At 47.6% G+C, this 460-nt stretch carries 1 pseudogene; it reads right to left on the bottom strand.

The window, feature by feature from the left end:
- Nucleotides 1-139: 139 nt before the first annotated feature.
- Nucleotides 140-316: pseudogene (locus tag AB4503_RS25135) on the bottom strand (helix-turn-helix domain-containing protein); the annotation flags it as partial.
- Nucleotides 317-460 lie beyond the last annotated feature (144 nt).

The following is a 460-nucleotide window of genomic DNA, read 5'->3' as shown; positions in this document are numbered from 1 at the left end:
GTTACTTTGCAATTGGAGTATATTACCGCCAGTGCTCCTTGAAGCGAGAATTAGAGCAACTGCCATTGATTTATTGAGAGGTCATGGGGGTTGGTTAATCTCTGCACCCTCGTTAGGGTACCAATAGGCGGATACCTATTTATAAGCTCTCATCCGATCCAAATTCACGAGTTGTGATCTGATTTAACTTTTTGGTGAAATTACCTCTGTTAATCCCTAAAACCCTAGCAGCCTTAGACTGATTACCGCGCGTATGAGTTATCAACTCAGTAAACAATATTTCAAACACAGCAGGAGTCACCCAAAACCCAGACGGCTCGGTGACCACACAACACGGAGATGGGCGCACCACCTACGACAGCTCACAAACCACCAGTCGCGGCAACATCAGCGCCAACACGCAAAGCATGCTGCAAGAGAGTGTGGCGAATGCCCGCAGCCAAACGCAGCAAAACCTTGA

Origin of the sequence: Vibrio sp. 10N.222.55.B11, assembly GCF_041473705.1 — a bacterium.
GTDB lineage: Bacteria > Pseudomonadota > Gammaproteobacteria > Enterobacterales > Vibrionaceae > Vibrio > Vibrio crassostreae_C.
Note: the sequence above shows the minus strand (reverse complement) of the source record. Positions and strands in the feature narration are given on the sequence as shown.